This window comes from Paraliobacillus sediminis (assembly GCF_003426055.1).
The window spans coordinates 235,165-254,202 of sequence record NZ_QJSI01000002.1 but is presented as its reverse complement, the minus strand read 5'-3'; the positions used below and the strand labels follow the sequence as shown (position 1 = coordinate 254,202).

22 protein-coding genes are annotated in these 19,038 nt (G+C 34.6%); all 22 read right to left on the bottom strand.

The window, feature by feature from the left end; genetic code table 11:
• Positions 1 to 15: 15 nt before the first annotated feature.
• Entirely contained in the window at positions 16 to 1,116 is a 1,101-nt protein-coding gene (locus D2K60_RS07305) for a prephenate dehydrogenase (protein ID WP_205418588.1), read from the bottom strand.
• Positions 1,113 to 2,219 carry a histidinol-phosphate transaminase gene (gene hisC, locus D2K60_RS07300; protein ID WP_117169362.1) on the bottom strand — a complete coding sequence of 369 codons (1,107 nt, stop codon included), beginning with the start codon at positions 2,217 to 2,219 and terminating at the stop codon, positions 1,113 to 1,115. Before hisC ends, D2K60_RS07305 begins: the two co-directional genes overlap by 4 nt.
• A gap of 18 nt (positions 2,220 to 2,237) precedes the next feature.
• Positions 2,238 to 2,600 (bottom strand): chorismate mutase, encoded by a 363-nt coding sequence (aroH, locus tag D2K60_RS07295; protein ID WP_117169361.1) that lies wholly within the window; start codon positions 2,598 to 2,600, stop codon positions 2,238 to 2,240.
• The gene (gene aroB / locus D2K60_RS07290; protein WP_117169360.1) at positions 2,597 to 3,682 is read right to left on the bottom strand and encodes a 3-dehydroquinate synthase; all 1,086 of its coding nucleotides are present in this window, start codon (positions 3,680 to 3,682) and stop codon (positions 2,597 to 2,599) included. The genes aroH and aroB overlap by 4 nt, the downstream gene beginning before the upstream one ends.
• Positions 3,682 to 4,848, bottom strand: a complete 1,167-nt coding sequence (aroC, locus tag D2K60_RS07285; RefSeq protein WP_117169359.1) for a chorismate synthase — start codon at positions 4,846 to 4,848, stop codon at positions 3,682 to 3,684. Before aroC ends, aroB begins: the two co-directional genes overlap by 1 nt.
• A 190-nt stretch (positions 4,849 to 5,038) precedes the next feature.
• The gene (locus D2K60_RS07280) at positions 5,039 to 5,809 is read right to left on the bottom strand and encodes a CheR family methyltransferase (protein ID WP_117169358.1); all 771 of its coding nucleotides are present in this window, start codon (positions 5,807 to 5,809) and stop codon (positions 5,039 to 5,041) included.
• A gap of 87 nt (positions 5,810 to 5,896) precedes the next feature.
• Complete coding sequence (gene ndk / locus D2K60_RS07275; protein ID WP_117169357.1) at positions 5,897 to 6,301, bottom strand: nucleoside-diphosphate kinase; 405 nt, start codon at positions 6,299 to 6,301, stop codon at positions 5,897 to 5,899.
• Positions 6,302 to 6,324: 23 nt separating this feature from the next.
• A complete protein-coding gene (gene hepT, locus D2K60_RS07270; RefSeq protein ID WP_117169356.1) occupies positions 6,325 to 7,293 on the bottom strand; it encodes a heptaprenyl diphosphate synthase component II in 969 nt (322 codons plus the stop codon).
• Positions 7,294 to 7,311: 18 nt separating this feature from the next.
• Positions 7,312 to 8,028: a demethylmenaquinone methyltransferase gene (locus D2K60_RS07265; protein ID WP_117169355.1), complete on the bottom strand. Its 717-nt coding sequence runs from the start codon at positions 8,026 to 8,028 to the stop codon at positions 7,312 to 7,314.
• 3 nt (positions 8,029 to 8,031) lie between these two features.
• The gene (locus D2K60_RS07260; RefSeq protein ID WP_240335324.1) at positions 8,032 to 8,823 is read right to left on the bottom strand and encodes a heptaprenyl diphosphate synthase component 1; all 792 of its coding nucleotides are present in this window, start codon (positions 8,821 to 8,823) and stop codon (positions 8,032 to 8,034) included.
• 99 nt (positions 8,824 to 8,922) lie between these two features.
• On the bottom strand, positions 8,923 to 9,147 hold the full coding sequence (mtrB, locus tag D2K60_RS07255) for a trp RNA-binding attenuation protein MtrB (RefSeq protein ID WP_117169353.1): 225 nt from the start codon (positions 9,145 to 9,147) through the stop codon (positions 8,923 to 8,925).
• A 98-nt stretch (positions 9,148 to 9,245) separates the two neighbouring features.
• The gene (locus tag D2K60_RS07250) at positions 9,246 to 9,518 is read right to left on the bottom strand and encodes an HU family DNA-binding protein (protein WP_112181185.1); all 273 of its coding nucleotides are present in this window, start codon (positions 9,516 to 9,518) and stop codon (positions 9,246 to 9,248) included.
• 320 nt (positions 9,519 to 9,838) lie between these two features.
• A complete protein-coding gene (gene spoIVA, locus D2K60_RS07245; RefSeq protein WP_117169352.1) occupies positions 9,839 to 11,317 on the bottom strand; it encodes a stage IV sporulation protein A in 1,479 nt (492 codons plus the stop codon).
• 361 nt (positions 11,318 to 11,678) lie between these two features.
• Positions 11,679 to 11,939: a stage VI sporulation protein F gene (locus tag D2K60_RS07240; protein ID WP_117169351.1), complete on the bottom strand. Its 261-nt coding sequence runs from the start codon at positions 11,937 to 11,939 to the stop codon at positions 11,679 to 11,681.
• Between the two features lie 89 nt (positions 11,940 to 12,028).
• Positions 12,029 to 13,039, bottom strand: coding sequence for an NAD(P)H-dependent glycerol-3-phosphate dehydrogenase (locus D2K60_RS07235; protein WP_117169350.1), 1,011 nt, complete (start codon positions 13,037 to 13,039; stop codon positions 12,029 to 12,031).
• Positions 13,040 to 13,056: 17 nt separating this feature from the next.
• Positions 13,057 to 14,367: a ribosome biogenesis GTPase Der gene (gene der, locus D2K60_RS07230; RefSeq protein WP_117169349.1), complete on the bottom strand. Its 1,311-nt coding sequence runs from the start codon at positions 14,365 to 14,367 to the stop codon at positions 13,057 to 13,059.
• Between the two features lie 157 nt (positions 14,368 to 14,524).
• Positions 14,525 to 14,710, bottom strand: a complete 186-nt coding sequence (locus D2K60_RS07225) for a capping complex subunit for YIEGIA (RefSeq protein ID WP_117169348.1) — start codon at positions 14,708 to 14,710, stop codon at positions 14,525 to 14,527.
• Position 14,711: 1 nt separating this feature from the next.
• Positions 14,712 to 15,605, bottom strand: a complete 894-nt coding sequence (locus D2K60_RS07220) for a YIEGIA family protein (RefSeq protein ID WP_117169347.1) — start codon at positions 15,603 to 15,605, stop codon at positions 14,712 to 14,714.
• Complete coding sequence (locus D2K60_RS07215; protein ID WP_117169346.1) at positions 15,598 to 16,203, bottom strand: YphA family membrane protein; 606 nt, start codon at positions 16,201 to 16,203, stop codon at positions 15,598 to 15,600. Before D2K60_RS07215 ends, D2K60_RS07220 begins: the two co-directional genes overlap by 8 nt.
• Before the next feature lie 219 nt (positions 16,204 to 16,422).
• Positions 16,423 to 17,562: a 30S ribosomal protein S1 gene (gene rpsA / locus D2K60_RS07210; protein WP_117169345.1), complete on the bottom strand. Its 1,140-nt coding sequence runs from the start codon at positions 17,560 to 17,562 to the stop codon at positions 16,423 to 16,425.
• 102 nt (positions 17,563 to 17,664) lie between these two features.
• Positions 17,665 to 18,246, bottom strand: coding sequence for a lysophospholipid acyltransferase family protein (locus D2K60_RS07205; protein WP_117169344.1), 582 nt, complete (start codon positions 18,244 to 18,246; stop codon positions 17,665 to 17,667).
• Entirely contained in the window at positions 18,243 to 18,929 is a 687-nt protein-coding gene (cmk, locus tag D2K60_RS07200; RefSeq protein WP_117169343.1) for a (d)CMP kinase, read from the bottom strand. Before cmk ends, D2K60_RS07205 begins: the two co-directional genes overlap by 4 nt.
• Positions 18,930 to 19,038: the final 109 nt, after the last annotated feature.

Genomic DNA, 19,038 nt, shown 5'->3' with positions numbered 1-19,038 from the left:
TTGTTTCCGACCTCCTTATTCTTGAAGCATCGTTTCATAGCCTTTTTTCACTAATAATCGATGACTTTCAATTTGGTCTCCTTGTGTAATAAAACTCAAACGAAGTACACCAGTAATACCTTCTCTAATTTCTAAAATTTCTATGTTTTTAATACTTATTTTATTTTCTGCTAATAAAGATACAACTTTTAATAATGCACCAGTTTGATCAAAAATATCAATATAAAGATCATAAAAAGAAGGAATAGCTCCCTTTTTCTTTGCTTCTAAGCCATCTCGATATTCTCTTGCTTGTTCTAAATATTGATACATCGTATCTTTATCATCTGTCTCTAATAAGTTTTTCAGTTGATCCATTTCTTTGATCCAGTCTTCTAAAAGATGCGCTATCACTTTTTTGTTTTGAAAAAAAATATCTTGCCACATTGCAGGATTACTAGAAGCAATACGTGTAATATCACGAAAGCCCCCAGCTGCTAATGTAGGAATATTAACATGCTTTTTTTGCCATTTTTTTGCTTGATGTACAAGCGAAGAAGCGATTAAATGTGGAAAATGAGAGATCACGCTTGTCATTTCATCATGTTCGTTTGGTTCCAAAATTAAAAAGCTACTTCTTGTCCCTTGTAGTAGTGTTTTCAAAGCACTTACTTGATCTGCTGGACATGATTGCTCTGGTGTTAAAATATATATTGCGTTTTCAAATAAATGTCCCTTTGCAGCTTGAATCCCCTTTTTATGTGATCCAGCCATTGGGTGACCACCAATAAAGGTAATATATTTTGATTGGATTCCCTTAGCTGCAGCAACCACTGGTGATTTGACAGAAGAAACATCTGAAATAAGCAAAGGTTTTTCAATTTGTATTTCATTTATTTGTTCAATTAAATCGACCGTCTTAGAAACTGGCGCTGCTAAAATACAATAGTCAGCTATTTTTAATGCTTCAGAAAAATTAGTATAAGCTTTATCAATTATCCCGTTCATTACAGAATAGTCTAATGTGTTTGAATTAATGTCATAACCGATAACATCATGGTCCGTATTATCTTTAATATTAACAGCAAGGGAACCACCAATTAGACCCAAGCCTGCAATTAAAACGGTTTTCTTCACGATTGCTTACCTTCTAACACTGATATTAAAAATGCTTGAATAAGTTCTTGTAGTTGTTCCATGTCTTCTTTCTTTCCAATCGTTATTCGTACACCGTTAGGATGTCCTAATGCTTCTCCCGAACGAATGATATACCCTTTACTCAATAAGTGTTCAAATAGTGCATCACCACTAATTGGTAATTTAACAAAAACAAAATTAGTTTCTGAATCATAATATTCTAATTCCAGTTCATCTAAGAAATTCATGAATGTTTGTTTGTTCTTCGCTGTTTCTTTTAATGAATAGGATAGAAAATCAGTATCTTCTAATGCAACAATTGCAGCTCCTTGTGCGACACTTGTTGTATTAAAAGGACCTCTTGTTATATTTAATAGTGTTGTAATTTTTTCATTGGCTACACCGTACCCGATACGAAGACCCGCAAGTCCGTATGCCTTAGAGAAGGTACGTAAAACAATTAAATTCGAATATTTATCTAATGCCTTGATAGAATCAGGGGCATTTTCAGTAGTAACATACTCGTAATAAGCTTCATCAACAACGACAAGGACATCACTGGGACATTCATCCATAAATAGCGTTAAAGATTCCTCGTTAATTAAACAACCTGTCGGGTTATTTGGTGTACATAACCAAACTATTTTTGTTTGATTATCAATTGCATCTAACATACCTTGTAGATCATGATATCCATTAAGCAATGGTATTTCTTTGACGGTAGCACCTTGAATTAATGCGTTATGTTTATACTGCGGAAATGTAGGATTAGCAATGATTGTATTGGAACCCTCTTCAAGGTAAGTTCGACAAATGATATCAACAACTTCATCAGACCCACAGCCAAATACAAGTTGGTCTTTATCCACTTGTAAATTTGTCGCTAACACTTTTCTTAGTTCTGTTGTATAACCATCAGGATATATTTCAAAATCAGTAGCTAAAGATGGAATTGCTTCTTTGACCTTTTCAGAATAACCGAACGGGTTTTCATTTGATGCAAGTTTAACAATTTTCGTTAGACCATACTCTTTCATTACTTCTGCTGTTTGCTTGCCTGGCTTATAAGGTGTCATTTCTTCAAATACTTTTTTTCCATTCATTCTAGTTCGCTCCTAACATTAATTCAATAGATCTGGTCTAAGTTTTTTCGCGTCATGATGATAGATATGTTGTATTTCTTCTTGTGATTGTTCCGTGTTAACTGTCATCATAATTCGAATACATTTTTCCAGACTTCCTGGCACATCTATTTCCTGCATACACATAACCGGTACATACATCCATCCTTTAAGTTCTCTAATAGGCTTGGCTGGGAATGTCGCATTAATGTCTGACGTTACAGATACTAAAACATTTGAAACTGTATCTGGCTTAATGTGATTTGCATCAATCATTTCGTTAACTAATTGCTTTGTATGCGTTAAGATTTCTTCCGCTTCATTATGTACAACAGTTGTCGCACCTCGAACACCACGTATCAATAGCCCACCAACTCTCGTAAAAATTTCTCTAGTAATATCGCTAAATTATGGTCATCAATGAGTTCAATTGCTGGTTTGCCTAAATCTTTAAGTAGAACCATTTGAACATTATGATTTCTAGCCTTTTTATCCTTTTTCATGCGATCTACTAACTTAGTTATTTGTAAACGCGGTAAATCGAATGGATAATGATTTGCTCTAAGCCAAGTCAATAACTCTTGATAGGGTAATTTATTATGATTATCATAATAATATGCACTAACTCGCATAGCAAATAACATACCAATTCCTACTGCTTCACCATGCGTTATTTTACCATAACCTAATTCAGCCTCTAAAGCGTGACCTAGAGTATGTCCAAAATTTAAATATTGTCGGATATTACTCTCTCGTTCATCTTGTTCCACAATTGCTGCTTTTACAGCGATCCCTTTTAATAAATGCTCCATTAACACTTCCTCAGACAATGCATCCTTTAAGTTAACAGAACTGATATTATCCCAAAAAGGTTCAGGATTAATCAAACTATGTTTAGCAATTTCTGCATAGCCTGAACGTATTTCAGTTTGTGTAAGGGTGTGTAATGTCTCTACATCGTAAATAACAGCTTGTGGTGGGTGAAAATTACCGATTAAGTTCTTTCCTTCTGGGTGGTTAATTGCAACCTTACCACCTACACTGCTATCATGTGCTAAAATAGTCGTTGGCATTTGGATGTAATCTATTCCTCGCATAAATGTAGAAGAAACAAAGCCGGCTAAATCACCTACCATGCCCCCTCCTAATGCGATTATTAATCCATGTCGGTCTAATCCATATTGGAGTCCTTGTGTAATAACATCAAAATACACACGAACACTTTTGGAACTCTCACCTGCAGGAACAATTGTATAATTAACTTCATGATCTTTTTGTAAAGACGTTAAAACGTCTTGTAAGTATAAAGATTCCACATTACTATCCGTAATAATAAAAATACTGCTATACGGCTTCGTTATAAATTTACTTGTCTCAAAACGTAGTTTGGCGCCTATAGTAACATCATACTTATTGGTACTCGTCTTTACTGTAATAGTTTCCATTAAAAGCACCTTAATTCTTCACGATATGCTTTCATTGCATCTTGTAACTTAGGAAACTGATCATGTGGAAATTGTTCAAGTATACCTTTTGCAACTTCAAAAGCTACAACATGTTCCATAACAACTGCAGCAGCTGGTACTGCACAAGAGTCTGATCTTTCTATACTTGCATTAAAGACTTCTTTCGTTTCAATATCCACACTTTGTAATGGTTTGTATAAAGTTGGAATAGGTTTCATAACACCTTTTACTACGATTGGCATGCCTGTTGACATTCCACCTTCGAATCCGCCTAAACGATTGGTTTTTCTGTAATATCCATGTTCTTTATCCCAAGCGATTTCATCATGAACTTCGCTACCATTCTTTCTCGCAGCTTCAAATCCAATTCCAAATTCGACACCCTTAAACGCGTTAATACTTTGAACTGCTCCCGCAATTCTACCGTCTAATTTCCGATCATAATGTACGTATGAACCTATACCAGCTGGCATACCTTCAATATATACTTCACAAACTCCACCAATTGAATCGCCATCTTTTTTAGCTATATCAATAGCATCCATCATTTCTTGTCCTGCATTTTCATCAAGACAACGAACGGGTGATGCTTCTGAAATTTCCATTTTCTCTTTGATTGACAATGTTTCTATTTCTTTAGCCTTAATTCCAGCAATCTCTTTTACATATCCAACTATTTCAATACCTAAATGAGAGAGCATTGTTTTAGCTACAGCACCTGCAGCAACTCTTGCAGCAGTTTCCCTAGCAGAAGAACGTTCTAATATATTACGCATATCACGATGACCGTATTTTAATGCACCATTTAAATCAGCATGTCCAGGACGTGGGCGTGTAACTTTTCTTCTAATGTCCTGATTATTTTCAATCGGGTCTTCTCCCATGATATCTTCCCAATGTGCAAAATCATCATTGCGAATAACCATTGCGATTGGCGAACCCAACGTATAGCCATGTCGAACGCCACCTGCAATGTCGACTAAATCCTTTTCAATTTGCATCCGTTTACCTCGTCCATGCCCTTTTTGACGACGTAGTAAAGAATCATTAATATTTTCTGATGTCAATGGCATTAATGCTGGTATGCCTTCTACTATCGTTGTTAGTTGTTTTCCGTGTGACTCGCCTGCTGTTAAGTAACGCATCAAAATCCCCCCGTGTGATTACAATTTTGTATTACTATACCATATCTTGCGCTATATGTGTGGTTGTAATTAATAGATTATTCATTTTTTTCGAAAAGTTTAGAATCGTCCAATACAAATCAATTATATTTTAGCCTGAATGTGATTTATTGGACGACAGATATAAGATTATTTAAGCTTGTATAAACTACTAGTTCTTTTGATAGAAAAATGTATCCAAAACTTGGAATCCATATTTTTCAGGTGTAAAAATTTGTTCCGTGCTTCCAACAAAGAATACACCTTTATCAACTAAAGAATTATTGAATTTATTATAAATAGCCGTTTTTGCCTCTTCTGTAAAATAGATAAGTACATTGCGACAAACAATTAAATCAAAATTAGATGGAAACGGATCTGATAAAAGATTATGCTTTTTAAATGTAATAGATTTCTTGATTTTATCATCAATCACATAAAGCGGTCCCTCTTCTTTAAAAAATTGACTCTTCAATTTAGGCGGTACTTCGTTTAATGCGCGTTCAGTATAGATACCCTTTTTAGCACGTTCTAAAATTTTATCATCAATATCAGTTGCTAAAATACTTACATTTGCCAAGTCAACGTGTTGACTTAACATCATAGCAAGTGTATATGGTTCATCACCAGTCGAACAAGCTGCACTCCAAATTTTTAACTTCTTATTTTTTTTAAGCAAATCAGGTAGTATTTTGTTTTCTAATACATTCCACCTTGTTGAATTACGATAGAACTCTGAAACATTAATTGTCATTTTATCTAGGAATTCTTCCATTAGTTCTTTATCTGAAATTAAAGCTTTAAAATATAAACTAAAATCACTAAATCCTTTTTTATCACGCAATGAAGTCAATCTTCTCTTCATTTGAACCTCTTTATACAACGCTAAATCAATCCCCGTTTTTTTCTTTATTGACTCAATAAACGTTTGATAGTCAGTCATCTAATATATCCCCTTAGATAGATAATAATAAATTAAAATAACAAAAACTCGTTCCAGACGAGGGTAAAGAAATTACTTTGAATCCTTTTATAAAGCTGAAAAGAATAAATTGATTTCACGTCTTGCATTTTCCAAAGAATCTGAACTGTGAATCACGTTTCTTCTTTTATCTGTGCCGAAATCAGCTCTAATCGTTCCTACTTTTGCTTGTGCTGGATCAGTTGCACCTATTAAGATTCTAGATTGTTCGACAATATCTTCCCCAGCCCAAACCATTGCAAATACGGGACCAGAAGTTATGTATTCTTTGAGACCAGGATAATATTCTTTATTACGGTGTTCTTGATAATGTTGGTCTGCAAGTTCATTCGTAATTGTCACCATTTTAGCAGCAATCAAACGGTAGCCTTTTTCCTCAAATCTAGAAATAAGCTCACCAATTATAGCTCTTTTTACACCATCAGGTTTTATCATAATAAACGTATTAGCCATAAGTCGCCTCTTTTCATAGGTAATTATGCTTTTCGATTTCCTATGTACGTAGCAATATCTTTTAACGTTTCTTTTGCTTTTATATTGGGTAAGGCATCTAATGCATGATAAGCTTTTTCTAAATAAAGGTTACTTAATCTAAATGAAGATTCAATGGCATTTGAATCTTTAATTTGTTGGATAAGCGCTGGCATTTTCGCATTTATAGTAACCGGATCAGAAAATACGTCGTTTAATTGTTGATGAAATGCTTCATCTCTCATCGCATATAGAACCGGTAACGTTATATTACCCTGCATGAGATCACTACCTGCAGGTTTACCTAACTGTTGTGCCGAAGCTGTAAAATCTAAAATATCATCTATAATTTGATAAGACATGCCAATATAATAGCCATATCGATATAATAGAACTTCATGCTCTTTTGGGACCCCACCAGCAATTGCACCTAATTGACAACTTGCAGCAATTAATGATGCCGTTTTTCGCTTCACTCTTCTCAAATATTGGCGTACATTCTGATTCAAATTATATTTACCTTTTATTTGTTCCATTTCACCAAGGGTTAATTCCACCATAGTTTTAGATAATATTTGATGTGCTTTAGCATTATTTATTATAGTTAGGTATTCTAAAGAACGAGCAAAGATATAATCGCCCGTGTACATTGCAATACGGTTGTCCCATTTTGCCTTAACAGTTGGTTTTCCTCTTCTAAGTTCAGACTCATCAATCACATCGTCATGGACCAAAGAAGCCATATGAATCATTTCAACTGATACCGCAACTGCTTTTATTTTTTCTAAATCATATACTCCGAACTGACCGGCTAATAAAACAAATACTGGTCTAAGCCGTTTTCCACCAGCATGTAATAGTTGCGTAGAAGCTTCTCCTAAAACGGGATGATCCGCTTTAACCGTTTCTTCCAATGCCTTTTCAATTAATTGAAGATCTGGTTTTAAGTACGAATAGGTCATTGCTAATTTCATTCTGTTCACCTTTATGATTTAATTTACAGGTGGTTTTTCACCTAGATGCATAGCTGCAACACCACCAGTATATCCTTTAACTTTCACAGACTTTAGTCCAACTTCTTCAAATAACGCTTTTAATTCTTTTTTACCTGGAAATGCTTTAGCAGATTCGTGCAACCATGCATATTCATCTTGACTTTTAGCTAGAAGTTTACCTACTAATGGCATAATGAATCGAAAGTAAAAGTAGTAAAACTGCCGAAATACTGGAGCTGTCGGTTGTGAAGTTTCTAGGCAAACAACCTTTCCACCAGGTTTTACCACTCGAGTCATTTCCTCTAGTGTTTTTTTGTAATCTGGTACATTCCGCAATCCAAAACCAATTGTCACGTAATCAAAAGTGTTTGATTCAAATGGAAGCGCCATTGCATTACCCTCAACAAACTGTAGTTGTGGATACGTTTTTTCATTAGATTTATCTTCTGCAACAGATAACATATTCTTACTAAAATCTAATCCAATAACTTTCCCGCTTTTCCCTGTTGCGTCAGCTAAAGCAAATGACCAGTCACCAGTACCACAGCACACATCTAATGCTTGGTTTCCTGTTTCTACTTGCATGGTCTTCATAACATTTTTTCGCCATGACTTATGTCTGTTAAAAGATATAACAGAATTCATAAAATCGTATCGTTTATATATTTTTTCAAAAACGTGATGTACACGTTCTTCTTTTGATTGCTCTGCCACGTATTACCCTTCTTCCATCGCTATTTTGTTTGGCGTGTAATTCTCTGCATATAAATTATGAATATCATTTTTCAGTATTTGAAAATGTGTTGGCAGAAAATGTACCAATTCTTTTGAGACGAGTAAATGTTTATGGATAAGTGCTTCAATTGTTTGGCCCACCTGATTATATGGGAGTTCAAAATCTTGACCCTGTATTAACAAATCACCTAATGGTGTTCTTTGGTCAGTTAAAAAAAGATTCTTCTCTCGCATTAACTTTCTTGTGAATAACCAACTTTTAACAAAATCATTTATTGCTGACTTGTTAAAATGTTCTGCTACACGAATAATTAAAATTGATTCTAGACTTTTTATATTCTCCATGAGATCTGAGATTGATTGATGTACTTCATAATAGATAATCATCTTTAACTCATTAATCTCTTTAATTGCTGAAGCTAATGTATGAATCATCGGTATGTCATCTAGTTTTGAGAGCATATAATAATATAATCCGCTATAATAATCCCCAGCTAATACCGTTAGTTGCCTGTTTCTCTTATATGTATCGGATTCTTCCATGCTATTTTCGGTTACCAAATCATGTGTATCTAGTGCGATTTGTACTAACATAGTTGTGATAACATAATTTTTTTTCTTTATATCAGTGTAATTTGTATTTTGTATTAACGTATACAATATCATGAGTTTATCAGTATCTATCTCGGGTTTTTGTAGATACTTTTGCAAATATGAATCTTGTAAGATATCCTCAAGTTCCTCTTGTATATGTTTGATGGACAAACCCGACATACTTTTCACCCAAACCCTTCTTTAAAAAAACCCTTAAATTCTAAACATAATTATAACATAAGATATATAATTCCGCTTTTTTTATGTATGTAGAAGTAATTATTTATCATTTCTAACTTCCCCAACATTCGATTGAATAATTGCTTTACCTTTTATTTTTATTGCTGAAGTGTGCTCGGTAAATTGAACAACTAAAATTTCATCTTTATCTAATTTTTCAGCATGATGAAATCGTGTATCGGTACCTCTAGTCAATCCAATTACTTGAACGCCATTTTCAAGTGCCTTAACAATAAAATATTCCCCTTTATTTAAATCTTGCATGAAGGTACCTCCTAAAACAGTCAATTAGATGTAAGTAGAAAATTGTAAAAGAAAAAGGGTGCAATATGCACCCTTCACTTCTGCCCATATGTAAAAAATTATTTTACAATATCTTTAAGGGCTTTACCTGCTTTAAAAGCTGGAACTTTACTTGCAGCAATTTCAATCTCAGCACCTGTTTGAGGGTTACGTCCTTTACGAGCAGCACGTTCGCGCACTTCAAAGTTACCGAAACCGATCAATTGTACTTTCTCACCATCTTTAAGTGAATCCATGATAGATTCAAAAACTGCATCTACAGCTTTCGTTGCATCTTTCTTGGATAGTTCGCTTTTTTCAGCGACTGAATTGATAAGATCTGTTTTGTTCATGATATTCACCTCCTTCCAAAATCATTTACGTTGAAGCATCGAACTAAAATGGCAATATTCCATTTGTTCACTAATATCATCCAACTTATACTTCCAATCATCAATTAAATGATGACAAAGCTTATAATAAACGACTTTCTGCTTAAATTCAACAAAAAACAGCAAGATTTATATTTTTTTGTTCTTTATACCTAGTAATTACCGTACTTATTACATAAATGTGATCTTAAATAAAGATATTTTAAAAACCGTGCTTAAAGCTTACATATTAGGTGTGGACACCTATTTATAAACCAAAAAACGACTTGGAATTCAAGCCGTTAGAGGATAATTGCTATTAAACCACCAGAACCTTCGTTAATAATACGTTCTAATGTGTCTTTTAGTTTATATCTAGCGTTTTCAGGCATAAGTGATAATTTCGCTTGAATTCCTTCTCGTACAATAGAACTTAATGATCGACCAAATATATCAGATTGCCAAATTGATAATGGATCGTCCTCGAAGTCTTGCATTAAGTATCGCACTAACTCTTCACTTTGTTTTTCTGTTCCAATAATTGGTGCGAATTCTGACTCTACTTCTACTTTAATCATATGAATGGATGGCGCTACTGCTTTTAATCTAACGCCAAACCTCGCACCTTGGCGGATAATCTCTGGCTCGTCTAACACCATATCAGCTATTGATGGTGCAGCCACACCATAACCTGTTTGTTTTACCATTTGTAGGGCATCAGCGATTTGATCATATTCTCGTTTTGCTTTCGCAAAGTCCTGCATTAATTCAAGTAAATGATCTTTCCCTCTAATTTCTTCCCCTACTATTTCTTTTAAAACTTGATCATACAAGTGATCTGGTGCCTGTAAATCAATTTCAGCAATACCTTCACCCATTTGGATACCAGCAATCTGCGCTCGGTCAATATAATCATAATCATCAAACTGACCCACAACCCGATCTACATCTCGTAAACGTTTGATATCTCTTACAGTTTCTTGAATTGCCAATTGATAGCTCTCTCGTAACCAATGATCATCATCTAAAACCATTACCCAACTAGGTAAGTTTACATTCACTTCTAAAACAGGGAACTCATACAATGCTTCTCTCAGCACGTTATACACATCATGTTCTTTCATACTCTCCACACTCATAGCTAATACAGGAATATCATATTCATCCGCGAGCTGTTGTCTAAGTAACTCTGTATCTTGATGGTAAGGCTGAACAGAGTTTACAACCATGATAAACGGTTTACCAACTTCTTTTAGTTCATCAACTACACGTTGTTCTGCTTCAACATAGTCAATGCGAGGTATATCACCTATTGATCCATCAGTTGTTACCACAACACCCATTGTAGAATGCTCTTGTATAACTTTTCGTGTTCCAATCTCAGCTGCTTCATGAAATGGAATTGGTTCCTCATACCAAGGCGTATGAATCATTCTCGGTCCATTTTCATCTTCGAAACCTTGTGCACCTTTTACCGTATAACCAACGCAATCTACTAGCCTTACATTGACGTCTAAGCCATCATCAACATGAATAGCAACCGCTTGATTTGGAACGAATTTCGGTTCGGTTGTCATAATTGTTTTACCCGCCGCACTTTGTGGTAATTCATCTTGTGCACGCGCTCGATCGCCCTCATCGGCAATATTAGGTAAGACAACCAGTTCCATGAATTTTTTAATAAATGTTGATTTACCAGTACGTACTGCTCCTACTACACCTAAATAAATATCTCCATTCGTTCGTTTCGAGATATCTTTAAAAATATCAACTCTTTCCAAGTGATCCCCTCCCGATCTACTTCACCATAAACGATTACGAATCTTTGACATTTACAGTCTATGACATTGTCCTACTGTAATATGACTCGATTACGAAATAAAAATTCGAGAATGTCAAATCTTATGTAGATGAAGCTCAGTTGAACTAATTGTCCACTCCTAAGATTATTACTACAGAGAATCACTTATTATGCTTAAAAAAGATATTTTTTTAAAAAAATATAAAAAAAGACCGAGACAGAAGGGGCAATTTCCATCTCGGTATGACTAAATAATACCCAAAGCAACTCTAAAATGAATGCTTGTGCGTTTTATATTATGCTGATGAATCTATTTTGCATCCTCATATGCCCAGTTCCATCTACTTTTTAAAAAGTTGACTTAAGGCGTTTATATCAGTTGGCACATTATTCTTTGTAATGGATTCGACTAATTTGTCTTCTTTTTCTTTGGAAATTGGCTTATTGGCCATCTTAGCTAACTGTCTAACCAAGTTTCTTACCGTCGTTTCATTTGAGAAATCAGCATTTTGAACAGAATTAGCTACTTTTATAATCTCATCTGAATTAATGTTAGATTTTTTTTGAATCTGATCAAACATATTGTTTTTGAAATCGCTCACGTACTTCTCCTCCTTGACTAAATATCTTCAACATACTATATGCAAGGAGGAATAATGATGTTAACCCATATAAGGATTACTTAAAATACTTATAAATCTTCCATTTCATGACGTCGCATCCGTGTCATTAATTGATCAACAACATCTTTAGGATCTGCACCTTTAAATAAAATGTGATACAAACCCGTTGTAATTGGCATATCAATCTTTCGGTCTACGGCAAGATGGTAAGCTGCTTCAGTAGTATAAACACCTTCCACAACCATTCCCATTTCATTTAACACATCGTCAAGCGGGTTACCTTTAGCTAAAAGGTTACCTGCTTTCCAATTTCGACTATGGATACTAGTGCAGGTAACAATTAAGTCACCAACACCACTAAGGCCAGTAAATGTTAATGGATCCGCCCCCATTGCTGTACCTAATCGTGCTATTTCTGCCAAACCTCTCGTCATTAAGGCTGCTTTTGCATTATCACCATAACCTAATCCATCGGAAATACCAGCTCCTAAAGCAATAATATTCTTTAAAGAGCCTCCCAATTCTACGCCAATCATATCTGGACTAGTATACACACGAAAATCTTTATTTATAAACAGATCCTGTGCTTTTTGTGCTTCAGCAATACTTTTTGAAGAAGCTGTTACCGTAGTAGGATGCTTGATAGCTACTTCTTCTGCATGACTTGGTCCAGACAAAACAACTATTTCTTCAAATAGATTTTCTGAAAGTTCCTCTTCCATCATTTCTGAAACACGTTTAAATGTTTTAGATTCAATTCCTTTAGTTCCATGAATAATCGTCACTTTATGATCAATTATTTTGTCGACCTGTCTACAAACATCACGTATAGCCTTAGTAGGTAGAACAAATACAATAGTGGTAACATCTTTTAGTGCCTTGTCTAAATGACTCGTTACAAATAAATCATCTGGTATTTCTATTTCCGGCAAATAGGCTACATTCCTATGTGTCTTGTTTATATCGTCCGCATGATCTTGTTTGTGTGTCCATAGACGAACGTCATGACCATTCTCTTGTAATACCAAAGCTAAAGCTGTTCCCCAACTCCCAGCACCCAAAACTGCAATTCTATCCATCTATTTCTACCTCCTAATTAACTTCTTTGTCTTGCAAATATTTTTATTGGTGTGCCTTCAAAACCAAAAGCCGCACGTATACGATTTTCTAAGAATCGTTCATACGAAAAGTGAAGAAGTTCTGGATCATTAACAAACACAGCAAAACTAGGAGGTTTAACCGCTACTTGTGTTGCATATAATATCTTAAGTTTCTTACCTTTAAACGTACTGGTTGGATTTGTTGCGATAGCATCCATAATAACATCGTTTAAAACGTTAGTTTCTACACGTTTTGAATGATTCTCACTAGCAATTAAAACTTGTGGAATTAAAGTTTGAGTACGTTTTTTCGTCTTGGCTGACAAGTACACAATTGGTGCATAATCCAAAAATGGAAATTGTACACGAATTTTCTGTTCAAATTCCTTCATTGCCTTATCATCAGAAATAACTGTATCCCATTTATTCACAACAATAACAACAGCTTTGCCTGCCTGATGTGCATAACCCGCAATTTTTTTATCTTGTTCAATAATACCAGATTCAGCATCAATTAATGTTAAAACAACATCTGAACGCTCAATTGCTTTTAATGCACGTAAAATACTGTATCTTTCTGTAGACTCATAAATTTTACCACGTTTACGCATACCGGCAGTATCAATTATGATAAAATCCTGATCATCTTTTGTAAAAGGTGAGTCAACTGCGTCGCGAGTTGTTCCTGGAATACTACTAACAATTACACGTTCCTGTTGTAACAAGGAGTTAACTAATGATGATTTCCCTACATTTGGTCTACCGATTAAACTGAAGTAAATAGTCTCTTCATCAACATCCTCTTGCTCTAATGTTGGGAAATAGGATACTACCTTATCTAAAAGATCTCCGAGTCCTAGACCGTGCGTACCAGAAATAGAGTATGGCTCACCAAATCCTAATGAATAAAATTCATAAATTTGTTCGCGCATCTCTGGATTATCTACTTTATTCACAGCTAAGACAACTGGTTTGTTTGATTTAAATAAGATTTTAGCTACTTCTTCATCAGCAGCTGTAATTCCTTCTCTTCCGTTTACCATGAAAATAATAACATCGGCTTCTCGAATGGCTACATCAGCTTGTTCTCGCATTTGAACAAGTAATGGTTCGTCGCCTAATTCAATACCACCTGTATCAATAAGATTAAATGTAGTTGTCAACCATTCAGCTGGTGCATAAATACGATCTCTCGTCACACCTGGAGTATCTTCTACAATGGAGATTCTTTCCCCCACAAGTCGATTAAATATCGTTGATTTACCTACGTTTGGTCTTCCTACAATTGCTACTACTGATTTTCTCATGAAAGGTACATCCTTTCTTATACGTTCATATGATATGTTTTACATTATAGTAGATAGAAATCTATATCTATAACCTTAACTTATACATTTTAACAAAAGCGGTAACTTTAAACAACAATTGATTTTAACAAAGACTGTTTTAAAAAAAGTTATCATTTTAATGTTTCACGATAATATATAATTCATCGCTCAGTGCATGACAGATTCCATCAATAATCGCTTCAAGATTTGCTCCAACCTTGTCCATTTCATTTTTATTTTCACAAAAAAAGATGGGTGCGCCCCCTGACACTTTTTCTTTGTTTATTGTAATGATAGCTAAAATTGCTTTCTCTATATCCATCTTACTTACCTCGATTCTTTTTACTAGCTTTAGATTCAGAAGGCATACGAATTGCATTTTCTAATACTGGAACAGCTCCTATAACATTTTTGGCCTTTTCAACATCTTGATTTTGAGGCAAAATAAAAACGCCAATTCTACCGTCATCTAAATCTCGTTTAATTAACGGAGCTAGGGCTGGGGTTCCAGAATCACGGAACACGCCTAAAGAAATAGACACATCGTGTAAAATTGCTTGTCTCTGTCCTAAATTTGCAATTGTCGAGCGGACATTAAAATTTTTAGGTGTAAGCACAAATCCCATTCCATACTGTAGGATTTCTTTTTGTCTAGCTGGAAGTCCAATATTCATGATGTAAATATTATCAACATATAAACCAGCACCATTGAAATGAACTTCTTTCTTTTCAATCTCCACAATTTCTTTCATAGTCGAACCACTCATTAACTTTCGAACGACTATAAAACTTAAAATACCAAATAAAATTGCCGACCACCAATTAATGACGATGTAAATTAATGTAGTTAAAAAAGATACGAAAATAACTAGGTAATTTCTGCTTTCAAACGCTACAGCAATCCCTTCAATGTATGTATTTCCTCTGGGTACTAATTCATAACTATCTAATTCTGCCAGCGTATTACGTTCCATATTTCGAACTTCTCTAAATTGCGATGCAGCAATTGTCAGAAAGGTAACTGCGGTAAATTCTTTTTCCATTATGGCCGGTATCGCTACAGCACCTAATGCAGCCGCAATGAAACCTAAAGCAAGATGAATTACTTTTCCATGCAAGTATGTAGGGTACTGTCGATAGTCTGTTCGAAGCATGATAGCGCGAGAAATCGTCCCAAATACTACACCGTAAATAATTGGTAATGTGTATTCATTCATTTGTCCACCCCTTTTTTTGCAGTTCTACTTGTTGTAGTATATCCTCGAATTTTAATTTTATTTCTTTCCAAATATATAAAATTAATACTGAGGAAACATGTAAGAATAGTAAGTCCATAATACCGCTATCTCCAATTGGTAGATCCCAACCAATTCGATCAACTAACAAGACATAAACAACTTCACCAAGACTGATAGACAAGCAACCTATCAAAAAGCATTGGACATAATTTCTGCTAAAAAATAGCGTCAGTAAAATTATAATAGCGGCATATAAATAAACACGGGGTATAATCACCCATACTGGACTAACAACTTCCCATAAGCGTAAACCAGTATAACTAAAACCAATGAAGGTAATGACAAAAAGTGTATATAATTTACGGTTTTGCTTTACTAAAAGGAAAAATGATCCACAAATAAGTACGAAAAAGGAAAGACCTATTTCATAACCCAAAATAGTGAATTTCATCAAAGATAAAGCAATAATAAGTAGGATAAAAAAGGTTAAAGTTGTTCGATTCTTTCCTTTTTGCATAAAAAAAGTTGTTATAACCCAAAATATCCAACCTAGCCAATAAAATAAAATGCCATCCAATGTGATCACCACCAGTAGTCATTATAGCTATTGCTCCATACTTTTAAACACTTATAATAAAAGTTGGACACAAAAAAGCCCGCACATTAAAAGTGCGGACTTCTCAAAATTATTATATGATGATTATGAAAGGTGTACGAAGTCAACTTCAACTTTGAAGTGCGAGACTCTCTAGTTATACCAATACGTAAATACCTGTTTCATTCTGAGAAAGTTGAATTATTTATATTTATCTAATTTGTTACCAATCATATCTCCAAGTTGAAAACCTGCATGATCACTTTCTTTTACATAAGCTTTTAGATCTTGTTGATTCTGATCAGCTTCTATTTCTTTAATACTTAATGATACACGTTTATCCTTTTCATTTACATCTAGAACTTTCACTTTAATTGACTGTCCCACAGATAATACTTCTTGAGGCGTACCAATATGTTCAGTAGATATTTGTGAAATGTGTACAAGACCCTCAACTCCAGGTAACACTTCAACAAAAGCACCAAAGTTAACTAAACGTTTTACCGTCCCTTCAACTATGCTACCAGATTGTAATTTTTCTTCAATATTTTCCCATGGTCCAGGTGTTGTTTCTTTTACAGAAAGCGATATTCTTTCATTTTCTATATTAATTGCTAATACTTTTACTTTAATAGATTCGCCTTCTGAAACAACATCCGATGCTTTTTCAACATGTTCATGGGATAATTGAGAAATGTGCACAAGTCCATCAATTCCACCTAAATCAACAAATACACCAAAGTTGGTAATTCTCGCTACTTTACCTTCTAGTATCTGACCTTCGCTAATGGAAGCCAGCACTTCTTGTTTCTTTTCACTTTGATCAGATTCTACAACAGCACGATGAGATAGAATTAGGCGATTTTGTTCACGATCGAATTCTACAACTTTCAAAGCTAGTTCTTTATCTTGATAGTCAGAGAAATCCTCTACGTAATGATTCTCTACTAAAGAAGCAGGAATAAATCCTCGTACACCTAGATCAACAACTAGTCCGCCTTTTACAACATCTTTAACAGTCGCTTCAAAAATTTCACCATTTTTAAATTTTTCTTCTAGATCATCCCACGCTAGATCAGCATCAATAGCACGTTTAGATAGGACAATTTCATCATCATCTACTTTTTTTATTTTCAACGTTAATTCGTCACCTTCACTAACAACATCGCTTGCGTTTTCTACGTGAAGACTAGATAGTTCGCTAATCGGAACAATCCCTTCTACCTTATAACCAATGTCAACTAATACTTGTTTTTCTTCTACTTTTACAACTTTACCTGTAATTGTTTCGCCTTCTGTTAATTCTTTGAAATTTGATACTTCATTATTCATTTCATCCATACAAGAGGCCTCCTTCAATTTACGACAAAACTCAAAACTGCAATGTCCTTTTTTCTAACTTCTAACATTTCAAGCTGTTTGTCAAGTGTTAGCCAGTGAAACTTACAAATTAGCCTGTCTTAATTGTCTTATTTCTTCCATAATTATATCCGTTACCTCTCGTGCCGATGCTTTTCTCTCACGCAATTCTTCCATATTAATTGGTTTACCATATACCACTTTAAGTCTTTTTCCCTTTTGATACGGCCCAATAATAGCACAAGGAGTTACTTTGGCATCCGATCGTAAAGCAAAAAAACCAACGCCTGACAATCCTTCTCCAACTTCTCCATTTTTACTTCTCGTGCCTTCTGGAAATAATCCTAATGTATTTCCTCCCTTAAGGATTTCTAGTGCAGTCCGTAGGGCATTACGATCTTTCATACCTCGCTTAATTGGGAAAGCATGTACTTTTCTTAATAATACACCAATGATTTTATTGGTGAATAATTCCTCTTTGGCCATAAAGTATATATTACGTGGACAAGTTATGCCTACAACTAATGGATCCCAATTTGATATATGGTTCGAACAAATAATAACAGGACCTTGTTTTGGAACATTTTCTTTCCCAATAACGTTCATGCGATAGGCAGGTTTAACATATAATCCTACAAGTCCTTTAGCAAAATTATAGAAACTCATCTACTTTGCTCCTTTACACAATGCACAATGTCTAATATCTTACTACTAACTCCTTTAATTGATAAAGCTGTTGTATCAATCTCTATCGCATCTTCAGCTTTTAGAAGAGGAGAAACTTCTCGCTCTGTATCTAACTTATCTCTTCTTCCAATCTCATACTTTAATTGTTCTAGTTCTGAAGCAATTCCTTTTTTATCATTTTCCTTTTGTCTTCGTTCAGCTCTTTCTTCTACAGAGGCAATCAGAAAAACTTTCACCTCTGCATCGGGAATCACATGTGTACCAATGTCCCGTCCATCCATGACAACACCACGCTTAGCAGCCATCTGCTGTTGTCGCTTAACCATTTCATTACGAACACTAGCATGTTTAGCAACAATCGAAACAAGGTTTGTCACTTCTTGCGTTCTTATTAATTCTGTTACGTCTGTTTGGTCAAGATAAACCTTTTGACCATTTTGACCTTGATCTAATTCCAGTGTAGTTGCTACAATTAAATCGTGTAATGCATCGCTATCCTCTAGATTAACATTCTCTTGTATTGCTTTATAAGTTATCGCCCGGTACATCGCACCCGTATCTATGTATATATAGTCTAAATCAGATGCTACAATCTTAGCAACTGTACTTTTTCCAGCTGCAGCTGGGCCATCAATAGCAATAGCTATTTTTTTTTCAACCATTTTTATTCTTCCTTTCTAAACAAAAACATCTATTAAAATAGTACTTCTAAAAGAATACCACATTTATGAAATTGACGTTATTCTTCTATGGAAATATTATTCACAAAAT

Bases quoted from the DNA above. Each gene is read 5' to 3' on its own strand.
- D2K60_RS07235 (WP_117169350.1), bottom strand. From the start codon at position 13,039: ATGGATAGAATTGCAGTTTTGGGTGCTGGGAGTTGGGGAACAGCTTTA.
- D2K60_RS07280 (WP_117169358.1), bottom strand. From the start codon at position 5,809: ATGACTGACTATCAAACGTTTATTGAGTCAATAAAGAAAAAAACGGGG.
- D2K60_RS07205 (WP_117169344.1), bottom strand. From the start codon at position 18,246: ATGAGTTTCTATAATTTTGCTAAAGGACTTGTAGGATTATATGTTAAA.
- D2K60_RS07260 (WP_240335324.1), bottom strand. From the start codon at position 8,823: ATGTCGGGTTTGTCCATCAAACATATACAAGAGGAACTTGAGGATATC.
- D2K60_RS07225 (WP_117169348.1), bottom strand. From the start codon at position 14,710: ATGGATATAGAGAAAGCAATTTTAGCTATCATTACAATAAACAAAGAA.
- mtrB (WP_117169353.1), bottom strand. From the start codon at position 9,147: ATGCAAGATTTAAATAAAGGGGAATATTTTATTGTTAAGGCACTTGAA.
- ndk (WP_117169357.1), bottom strand. From the start codon at position 6,301: ATGGCTAATACGTTTATTATGATAAAACCTGATGGTGTAAAAAGAGCT.
- hepT (WP_117169356.1), bottom strand. From the start codon at position 7,293: ATGAAATTAGCAATGACCTATTCGTACTTAAAACCAGATCTTCAATTA.
- hisC (WP_117169362.1), bottom strand. From the start codon at position 2,219: ATGAATGGAAAAAAAGTATTTGAAGAAATGACACCTTATAAGCCAGGC.
- D2K60_RS07220 (WP_117169347.1), bottom strand. From the start codon at position 15,605: ATGAATGAATACACATTACCAATTATTTACGGTGTAGTATTTGGGACG.
- aroB (WP_117169360.1), bottom strand. From the start codon at position 3,682: ATGGAAACTATTACAGTAAAGACGAGTACCAATAAGTATGATGTTACT.
- aroC (WP_117169359.1), bottom strand. From the start codon at position 4,848: ATGCGTTACTTAACAGCAGGCGAGTCACACGGAAAACAACTAACAACG.
- der (WP_117169349.1), bottom strand. From the start codon at position 14,367: ATGAGAAAATCAGTAGTAGCAATTGTAGGAAGACCAAACGTAGGTAAA.
- cmk (WP_117169343.1), bottom strand. From the start codon at position 18,929: ATGGTTGAAAAAAAAATAGCTATTGCTATTGATGGCCCAGCTGCAGCT.
- D2K60_RS07250 (WP_112181185.1), bottom strand. From the start codon at position 9,518: ATGAACAAAACAGATCTTATCAATTCAGTCGCTGAAAAAAGCGAACTA.
- rpsA (WP_117169345.1), bottom strand. From the start codon at position 17,562: ATGGATGAAATGAATAATGAAGTATCAAATTTCAAAGAATTAACAGAA.